This is a genomic window from Kitasatospora sp. NPDC054768, from assembly GCF_053612025.1.
This window is the reverse complement of record NZ_JBSHBN010000006.1, coordinates 105,577-113,877: the sequence shown is the minus strand read 5'-3', so window position 1 is coordinate 113,877 and position 8,301 is coordinate 105,577. Positions and strand designations below refer to the sequence as shown.

The 8,301-nt window shown below is 73.5% G+C and carries 9 protein-coding genes and 1 pseudogene; 4 read left to right on the top strand and 6 right to left on the bottom strand.

Annotated elements, in window-relative coordinates:
- The first annotated feature begins 164 nt into the window (after positions 1-164).
- The 3 genes from ACWGKU_RS03240 to ACWGKU_RS03230 are packed head-to-tail and all read left to right on the top strand — an operon-like array spanning position 165 to position 2,227.
- Entirely contained in the window at positions 165-635 is a 471-nt protein-coding gene (locus tag ACWGKU_RS03240) for an SRPBCC family protein (RefSeq protein ID WP_401055045.1), read from the top strand.
- Between the two features lie 27 nt (positions 636-662).
- Positions 663-1,556: an alpha/beta fold hydrolase gene (locus ACWGKU_RS03235; RefSeq protein WP_401055046.1), complete on the top strand. Its 894-nt coding sequence runs from the start codon at positions 663-665 to the stop codon at positions 1,554-1,556.
- A gap of 5 nt (positions 1,557-1,561) precedes the next feature.
- Positions 1,562-2,227 (top strand): 4'-phosphopantetheinyl transferase family protein, encoded by a 666-nt coding sequence (locus ACWGKU_RS03230; protein ID WP_452180911.1) that lies wholly within the window; start codon positions 1,562-1,564, stop codon positions 2,225-2,227.
- Between the two features lie 488 nt (positions 2,228-2,715).
- Here the strand turns inward: ACWGKU_RS03230 and ACWGKU_RS03225 are convergent, their stop codons facing one another.
- The 3 genes from ACWGKU_RS03225 to ACWGKU_RS03215 form a co-directional block, all read right to left on the bottom strand.
- The gene (locus tag ACWGKU_RS03225) at positions 2,716-3,873 is read right to left on the bottom strand and encodes a GDSL-type esterase/lipase family protein (RefSeq protein ID WP_452180910.1); all 1,158 of its coding nucleotides are present in this window, start codon (positions 3,871-3,873) and stop codon (positions 2,716-2,718) included.
- A gap of 42 nt (positions 3,874-3,915) precedes the next feature.
- Entirely contained in the window at positions 3,916-4,494 is a 579-nt protein-coding gene (locus ACWGKU_RS03220) for a TetR/AcrR family transcriptional regulator (protein WP_452180909.1), read from the bottom strand.
- A gap of 93 nt (positions 4,495-4,587) precedes the next feature.
- Entirely contained in the window at positions 4,588-5,595 is a 1,008-nt protein-coding gene (locus ACWGKU_RS03215) for an AraC family transcriptional regulator (protein ID WP_452180908.1), read from the bottom strand.
- 177 nt (positions 5,596-5,772) lie between these two features.
- Here ACWGKU_RS03215 and ACWGKU_RS03210 point away from each other — a divergent pair, with 177 nt between their 5' ends.
- Complete coding sequence (locus ACWGKU_RS03210; RefSeq protein WP_380359050.1) at positions 5,773-6,267, top strand: anthrone oxygenase family protein; 495 nt, start codon at positions 5,773-5,775, stop codon at positions 6,265-6,267.
- Positions 6,268-6,338: 71 nt separating this feature from the next.
- Here ACWGKU_RS03210 and ACWGKU_RS03205 read toward each other — a convergent pair whose 3' ends face one another.
- From ACWGKU_RS03205 to ACWGKU_RS03195, 3 genes and pseudogenes are all read right to left on the bottom strand, one after another.
- Positions 6,339-7,034, bottom strand: coding sequence for a polysaccharide deacetylase family protein (locus tag ACWGKU_RS03205; protein WP_452180907.1), 696 nt, complete (start codon positions 7,032-7,034; stop codon positions 6,339-6,341).
- Positions 7,035-7,232: 198 nt separating this feature from the next.
- Positions 7,233-7,835 (bottom strand): anthrone oxygenase family protein, encoded by a 603-nt coding sequence (locus ACWGKU_RS03200; protein ID WP_452180906.1) that lies wholly within the window; start codon positions 7,833-7,835, stop codon positions 7,233-7,235.
- A gap of 178 nt (positions 7,836-8,013) precedes the next feature.
- A pseudogene (locus ACWGKU_RS03195) lies at positions 8,014-8,301 on the bottom strand (NmrA family transcriptional regulator); the annotation flags it as partial.

Below are 8,301 nucleotides of genomic sequence, written 5' to 3'. Positions count from 1 at the left end.
CAACGCCAAAAACACCTACGACCCCACCCACACCCTCACCCCCGGCCACAACATCTTCCCCTAACCCCAAAACACACCACACACCACACACCACAACAAAAAACAGAACCCAACAACTCACCAACCCCCCCACCACACCCACCAAACAAAAGGACCGATTTCCCGTGCGCGCCATTCACCACACCGACCGGACCATCCTCAACCACCCCGCCCACGCCGTCTGGAACGCCATCGTCGACGAGCTCAACGGCAGGACGACGTGGTGGCACCCGCACAACACCCACCGGCCCGGGTCCACCGGCCCGCAGCAGACCGGCGGCACCACCACGACCACCGTCCACCCGGCGGGTGTCGGAAAGCCCGGCCCCAAGCTGCGGTTCACCTCGACCACCACGCAGGTCGTCCCGGACGCCGAGCTCACCCAGTCCCACACCGGCCACTTCCAGGGCACGACGACCTATCGGCTCACGCCCCACAACAACGGCGCCCAGACGCTGCTGACGATCACCTTCGCCACCGACCCGCACGGCCTGGCCAAGTTCTTCCACAAGCTCACGAACCTCACGACCAAGCACACCACCGCCACCCAGCACGCCCTCAGCAACCTCCGCCGCCACCTCGACAACCAGAAGTAGGAACCACCACCGGAGAAGGAGGCCCCAGTGACCGTCACCGAAATCCCCGTGCTCCCCGCCCGGCACGCCGTCACCACCACCGACCACACCGCGACGACCGACGACCACGCGCACCTCGCCATCACGGTCCACCAGCCGGGCGAGCCCGATCCGGGCCGGCCGCTGGTGTTGCTGGTCCACGGCTGGGCCGCCTCCCGGACCGTCTGGCACGCCACCGCGCAGCAGCTCGCGGCGGCCGGGCACACGGTGGCCACGTACGACCAGCGCGGTCACGCCTCGTCGACGTCCGGGCGGGAGCCGATCAGCATCGAGCGGTTGGCGCGGGACCTGGACACCGTCGTCGGGACGCTCACCACGCCGGAGCGGCCGGTCGTGGTGGTGGGGCACTCGGGCGGCGGGTACGCGGCGCTGGCCTGGGCGGCGGGGCTGCCGGCCGGGAACGGCGGGGCAAGTGTCGGGCGGCTGGCGGGTCTTGTGCTCGTGTCGACGGCCTCGCACGGGCAGAGCACGCCGGCGAGCGAGGTCAGGATGATGGGGTCGAAGCTGTTCAGCCGGGCACTGCGGACGCCGTGGCTGGGCCGTCGGCTGCTCGGTGGGACGCACGGGCCGGGTGCTTCGCTGTCGGCGCGGGAGGCCAACCGCCGGTTGTTCGCCGCCACGTCGCCGGCGACCCGGGCCGCGTGCTTCGCGTCGACGCAGGAGATGGACCAGCGCGCGGGTCTGGCCGGGATCACCGCGCCGACCGCGGTCATCACCGGCACCGAGGACAAGATCGTGAAGCCCGAGTTCAGCCGGGAGCTCACGTCGGCGCTGCCGCACGCCGAGCTGCACCGGATTCCCGGCACCGGTCACATGGTGCCGCTGGAGACTCCCCAGCACATCGCGCACCACGTCCACCTGCTGGTCGCGGCCGGCCGCTGACGACCGTGACCACCACCGCCCCGGCCGGCGTCCTGGCCGCGCTGCTCCCGCCCCACGTCCACTGTGCCGAGGCTTTCGGCGTCCCGTCCGAGGGCCGGCTGCTGCCGTCGGAGGCGGCGTACATCCGGGACCGGTCGCCGCGCCGCCGCCGGCAGTTCGCCACCGCCCGGACGCTCGCCCGCCAGGTGCTCGGTGCTCTCGGGCATCCGCCGGTGCCGCTGCTGCCCGGGCCGGGCGGGGCGCCCCGGTGGCCGGCGGGCGTCACGGGCAGCATCACCCACACGGACGGTTACACGGCCTGCGCCGTCGCCGGCACCGGGCAGCTGGCCTCGCTCGGGATCGACGCCGAGCCCGCGCGGCCACTCCCGCGGGGTGTGCTCCAGCTGGTCAGCAGCGAGGCCGAGCGCAGCGCCCTGGCCGTGCTGCCGGAGGGCCGGGCCCCCTGGGACACGGTCCTGTTCAGCGCCAAGGAGGCCGCCTACAAGGCCGTCCATCCACTGACGGGGACCTGGGCGCCGCTCGCGGCCATCTCCGTCGCCGTGTACGCCGACGGTACGTTCGCGGCCCGGCATCCGCACCACCCGGCCGTCCGCACCGGCAGCTGGGGTGTGCACCGCGGCACGGTGGTCACCGCGCTCGCGCTCCCGCCGTCCCGGGCTGCCGCCGCATGAGACGCCCTGCCGCCTGTGGACCGTCCACGCCCCGCCTCTTGCTCGGCACCGGTACGGCCGGTGCCGAACGAGGGGCGGGGCTGTGGGGGTTTCACTCCGTTCCGGGTGGTGCGCGGGGAAGGGCCGTACCCGGGCCGGTGATTCGGCGACACGCGCCGTCCCGGGGCCCACTGCGGCCGTGCCGCCGGGCTGAGCCGGGCGGCCTCCGGGGAGCCGGCTGCCGGGTGGGCGGTCAGGCCGACGTGGTCGGGGCGCCGGGGCGGTCGCCCTGGCGCGCGACGGCCACCGACCACTGCGGACAGTGCGCCACGGGAAGCGCGGAGGATCCGGCGGAGTCGGGGCGGAACGACGCCGCGGGGAGGAACACGACGCGGCAGCGTCGGCACAGCCAGGTCGCCCGCCGCACCCGGTGGAGCTGCTGCCACTGCTCGTAGGTCCGCGGCCACTGGTCCGCTGTGTCGCTCCGGCGGGAGGGTGACCGCGGCGGGTCACGGTGCCAGGGCGCCTCCGGGGGCGAGGGCGAGCTCGGCGAAGCGTTCCGCGATGAGGCGGTGGGCCTCCGGGGAGGGGTGGAGGCCGTCGGGGAGCGGGTGGGCGTCGTGGTCGTGGTCGCCGTAGAGGGCCAGGCCGTCCAGGTGGTGCAGGTGCTGGTCGCCGTCGGCCCGGCGTTCGGCGACGATGCGGGCCAGTTCGGCGCGGATGACGGTGAGGGTGAGCCGGCCGGCGGCCACGTCGGCGGGGTCGCCGGTGGCGCGGAAGCGCAGGGTGCCGCTGCTGAAGTCGGGGGCGAGCGGGCCCGGCACGGTTTCGTGGAGCGGGCAGAGCAGCGGGGAGACGACCAGCAGCGGTGTGGTCGGGTGGCCGTCCCGGACGGTGTCCAGGAAGCCGTGGACGGCCGGGGTGAAGGCGCGCAGCCGCATCAGGTCGGTGTTCACCAGGTTGATGCCGAGCTTGAGGCTGATCAGGTCCGCGGGGGTGTCGCGGATGGCGCGCGCGGTGAAGGGGTCGAGCAGGGCGCCGCCGCCGAAGCCGAGGTTGGTCAGGTCCAGACCGGCGCCGTTGGCCACCAGGGCGGGCCAAGTACCCGTGGGGTGGGCGGCGTTGGAGCCGTGGCTGATCGAACTGCCGTGGTGCAGCCAGTGCTTGCGGCTGCCGGTGGGGATCGGCTCGATCGGGGCGTCGGTGTCGAGGGCGATCAGTTCGGTGGTCTCGGTGTGCGGGAGCCAGATCTCGACGGTCTTGTCGCGTTCCGGCAGGCCGGTGAACCGGGCGCTGCCGGACGGTCCTTCGGTCAGTTCGAAGCGGCCGGTGGCGAGGTCGACGGTGCGCAGGTTGCCGCCGGGGACGGTGCTCTGCGCGGTGAGCCGGCCGTCCACCAGGAGGTCGTGGACGCCGTCCGGGACGTTCGGGACGCCCGGGTAGGCGCGCTTGGTGGGGACGGCGTGCAGCGTGACGGTGGTGGCGCGGGTGCGGAAGGCGAGCCGGACGCCGGAGGGCTGGGACTCGGCCATCGCGAGCTGCTCGTCGGGGATCCGTCGGCGGGCGGCGGCGGGCAGGCGGTGCGGCAGCAGGCCGCGGGCGGTGTGTTCGAGGTCGAGGTGGCCGTGGAGGAGGGCCTCGGTGACGGGGGTGGTGATCGTCGTCATGGTGCTGCTCTTCGGTTCGTCGGGGCGTGCGGAGGGGGTGGATCAACCGGTCGTACGGGGCCCGCCGGCGCGCAGCAGGGCGTCGAGGGAGTCGATGATCCAGTCCCAGGACTGTCGCGGGTCGACGGCGGTGTGGCTGAAGCCGCCGGCCGCCTCCAGGCTGATGTAGCCGTGGAAGACGCTGCCGAGCATGCGCACCGCGTGGGTCTGCTCCGGTTCGCCCAGGTCGTAGCCGCGCAGGATCGCCCTGGTCATCTGGGCGTGCCGGACGCCCGCGCTCGCGGCGGCCGTCTCGGCGTCCAGGCGCAGCCGGGTGGCGTCGTAGCGGCCGGGGTGGCGGGCCGCGTAGTCGCGGTAGGCGTCCGCGAAGGCGGCGAGGGCGTCGCGGCCCGCCCGCCCGGCGAGGGCGTCGGCGACGAGGTCGGCGAGTTCCTCCAGGGCGTACAGGGCGATCCGGGTCTTGAGGTCGTGGGAGCTCTTGACGTGGGAGTAGAGGCTGGCCGTCTGCACGCCGAAGCCGCGGGCGACCGCGGCGACGGTCACCTGGTCGAAGCCGACCTGGTCGGCGAGCTCGGCGCCCGCGACGACCAGGCGTTCGACGGTCAGCCCTGCCCTTGCCATGTGTGTTCTCCCGTACGGTCGCGTCGGCTGTCTACGGACAGTATGGGATTGCCTAAATGGATTAGGCAAATGGAAACGCCCCGCTCAGCCCGCTCAGCCCGCCAGGATCACCGTCTCCGCCGGCCCCGAGAAGCCCGCCTGCTGCAACGGGGTGCCCGTGGCCGCCGTCCGGCGGTGCTCCTGCGGGCTGACGCCGCGCACCCGCTTGAAGGCCGCCGAGAGGGCGAAGGCATTGCTGTAGCCGACCTTGCGGGCGGCGAAGGCGACGGTGCACTCGGGCTCGCGCAGCAGGTCGGCGGCGACCGCCAGGCGCCAGCCCGCCAGGTACGCCATCGGGGGCTCCCCGACCAGGGCGGTGAAGCGGCGGGCCAGGCCGGCCCGGGAGACCCCGACCCGCTGGGCCAGTTCGGCGACCGTCCAGGCGGTGGCCGGGTCGTCGTGCATCATCCGCAGCACCGGGCCGACCACCTGGTCGTGCTGGGCGCGGTACCAGGCGGGGGCACCGGAGTCGGGGGCGGCCAGCCAGGCGCGCAGCACGGAGACCACCAGGAGGTCCAGGATGCGGTCCAGGACGAGCTCCTGGCCGGGCTCGTTGCGCCCTATCTCGGCGGCCAGCAGGTGCACCAGGGTGTCGTCGGCACCGGTGCCGGCCGGGCGGACCAGCAGTGCGGGCAGGCAGCCGAGCAGCCGCTGGCCGATCTCGTGCTCGGCCTGGTAGGTGCCGGAGAGCACCACCGAGGAGGCCCGGTCGCCCTCCCGACCCTGACCCCAGGTCCGGACGCCGAGCGACATCACCTCGGAGACGTCCACCCCGCCCTTGGTGCAGACCTGGCCCGGGCCGACGATCACGTCCACCGGGGTGTCGGGGTCGTCCGCCACGGTGTACGGCTCCGGGCCGCGCACGATCGCCACGTCACCCGGGTGCAGCAGCAGCGGGGTGCCGCGCTCGGGCAGGATCCAGGCGTCGCCGCGGACCATCGTCACCACCGAGAGCGGGGCCCGGTCCTCGATCCGCAGCGACCACGGCGGGGTGAGGATGGAGCGCAGCAGGAACGCGCCACGGGCCTTGGGGCCGTCGAGGAGTCCCGTCAGAGTGTCCATGACGCCAAGTGTAGACGGCGGGACATCATTTGACGCTTCGTCATTTGAGAGACTCTTGAGTGATCGAGGTGGCTCGCACCGCCCGAATGCCGGATGATCTGCGCACGGGGGTACGGACCGGAACACGGCGACCGCGGCACGGCGACACCGGCTGCGAGAAGTGAGGGGCTCACGACGATGGAAACGGCACGCACACTCGTCCTGGTGGCGGCCACGGTCACCTGTGGACTGACCGCGGGACTGTTCTACGGCTACTCGTGCTCGGTCATGCCGGCACTCGCGCGGGTCGACGACCGCACCTTCATCGAGGTCATGCAGCGCGTCAACAAGGCGATCCTGAACGGCTGGTTCGTCCTCGGCTTCGTCGGCGCCCTGCTCGCCACCGCGGCGGCGGTCGCCCTGCACCTGCCCTCGGACGGGCACGACGTCCTGCCCGCGACCATCGCCGCGCTGGTGCTGTACGTCGCGATGATCGGGGTCACCCGCTCGGTCAACATCCCGCTGAACGACGAGCTCGAAGCCGCCGGGTCGGCCCAGCGGATCGCCGACCCGGCCGCGGTGCGCAGCCGCTTCGAGGCGCGCTGGGTGCGCTTCAACGTGCTGCGCGCCCTGCTGTCGACCGGCGCCCTGGCCTGCCTCGCCTGGGCACTCGTCCTCAACGGGCAGAGCTGACCGGGCCCGGACCCGCTCGACGGGCGGGCCCGGCCGCGCCGCCCGCCGCCACCCTCTGCCGCTGACCGGACTCAGCCGCAGAGGGTGGCGAAGCCGTACCCGCGCGCCTTGAGCGTGGAGATGATCCCCGGCAGCGCGGCCACCGTCTGGCTGCGGTCGCCGCCGCCGTCGTGCAGCAGGATCACCGAACCGGGACGGACGTTGTTCAGCACCCGCGACCTGATCGCGGCCACGCCGGGGCGGGACCAGTCCGCCGGGTCCACCGACCAGAGCACGACCTGCTTGCCGAGTGCCGCGGCCTTCGAACGCACCGTGCCGTTGACGGCGCCGTACGGCGGGCGCAGGCAGCTCGGGGTACGGCCGGTCTGCGCGCGGATGACCTTGTCGGTGTCGGCCACCTGCGCGTTGAGCGCGGCCGCGGACAGCCTGCTCAGGTCCGGGTGGGACCAGGAGTGGTTCTGCACGCTGTGGCCCTGCTTGGCGACCTGCGCGGTCACCGCGGGGTGGGCGGAGACGTTCTGCCCGATCTCGAAGAAGGTCGCGCGCACCCCGTACCGGCCGAGCGTCGCCAGGACCTTGGACGTGTAGGCGGGGCTGGGGCCGTCGTCGAAGGTCAGGTAGACCACCTTGCCGCCCTTGGCGCCGGCCGCCTGCGCCTCGGCGGCCGGCAGGGTGACCGCCGCTCCCGCCGCCAGGGCGACGACCAGTGCGCCGATCGCGGTCCGGAACCTGCCAACTGCCCTGCGCCTGACGGGTGGTACGGACATGCCTGCCCCCTGCGGTCGGAACTCCCGTGCACCGGCCAGTCTGCGCCCGCGGGCCCGTCCGCCGCGACCCTTCGTCGGTCGCGAGCGAACGGAATCAGCCAGCCGGGCGCCGGGTGGCGGCTGCCGGGCGACAGTTGCCCGTCGGCAGGCCGAAGGCCCCCGACGGGATCCGTCGGAGGCCCTGTGCGTGGCCGGCGTTCAGCGCCCGGCGCGGCCGTGCAGCACCAGCGAGCGGGTCAGGGCGAGCAGGCCGCCGGCGCAGAGCGCGGTGCGGAGCATGTTGACCGGGACCCAGGTGTCCGCGAACTTGGCCCGCACGGCGGCGAGGTCGTGGATCTGCGCCACGTCGCCGGCCGCCGCCAACTCGTTGTTGAGCGGGATGTTGACGCCCATGGTGACGATCAGCGCCACCACGTACAGCAGCGTCGCGGCCGCCGCCCAGAGCGCCGCCTGCCGCCGGCCGGCCTTGTGCTGGAGCCAGGCGGCGATGCCGGTGGCGAGGAAGGCGCCGATGAAGACCAGGCCGAACAGCCCGTTCCCGTCGATCGACTTGTTGATGTGCTGCATCGCCGTCACGTAGGTACCGTCGTCGCCCTCCGCGAGGCCCGGCATCACCGAGACGTCGAAGGCGAAGAACAGTCCGGCCATCAGGCCCATCGCGATGGTGGCGCCCACCAGGAGCGGGCCGGCGGCCTTGCTCCGGGTGCCGGGCACGGCCGGGGCCGTGCCGCCCGGCGCGAGGCCGGTGAAGGACTGCGCAGCGGTGTAGGAAGCAGGGGTCGCGGTCTGGTTCGAGCGCATGGGTATTCCTTCGGTCTCCCCGGTCCCCGCCCGGTGCGGGGACTCTCCCGGTGTCCGGGCCGCCGGCCTCCTCACCGCTCCCGGCCGCGGCCGGGTGCTGGTCAGGGGGTCGGTGCCGCCCGGCACCGACGATCTACTGAACTGCCGTACGGACGGCAGGTGTTGCCCTTCCGGATGGTCACGCGTTCCACACGCCGGAGGCGGCGGCCTCGCGGGCGTAGTCGGCGAAGTCCCGCGGCTCACGCCCCAGCGCACGCCGCACACCGTCGCCCAGCGAGGCGTTGCGGCCGTCCAGGATCACCGAGAACAGCTCCGCGAAGTCCGCCGGCAGCCCCGCCGCCTCCAGCACCCCCCGGTACGCCTCCTCCGACACCGCCTCGAACCGCACCTCACGCCCCGTCGCCCCCGACAACTCCACCGCCACGTCCGCGAACGACAGCAGCCGCGGCCCCGTCAACTCGTACAC

Bases quoted from the DNA above. Each gene is read 5' to 3' on its own strand.
- ACWGKU_RS03210 (WP_380359050.1), top strand. From the start codon at position 5,773: ATGGAAACGGCACGCACACTCGTCCTGGTGGCGGCCACGGTCACCTGT.
- ACWGKU_RS03215 (WP_452180908.1), bottom strand. From the start codon at position 5,595: ATGGACACTCTGACGGGACTCCTCGACGGCCCCAAGGCCCGTGGCGCG.
- ACWGKU_RS03220 (WP_452180909.1), bottom strand. From the start codon at position 4,494: ATGGCAAGGGCAGGGCTGACCGTCGAACGCCTGGTCGTCGCGGGCGCC.
- ACWGKU_RS03200 (WP_452180906.1), bottom strand. From the start codon at position 7,835: ATGCGCTCGAACCAGACCGCGACCCCTGCTTCCTACACCGCTGCGCAG.
- ACWGKU_RS03225 (WP_452180910.1), bottom strand. From the start codon at position 3,873: ATGACGACGATCACCACCCCCGTCACCGAGGCCCTCCTCCACGGCCAC.
- ACWGKU_RS03205 (WP_452180907.1), bottom strand. From the start codon at position 7,034: ATGTCCGTACCACCCGTCAGGCGCAGGGCAGTTGGCAGGTTCCGGACC.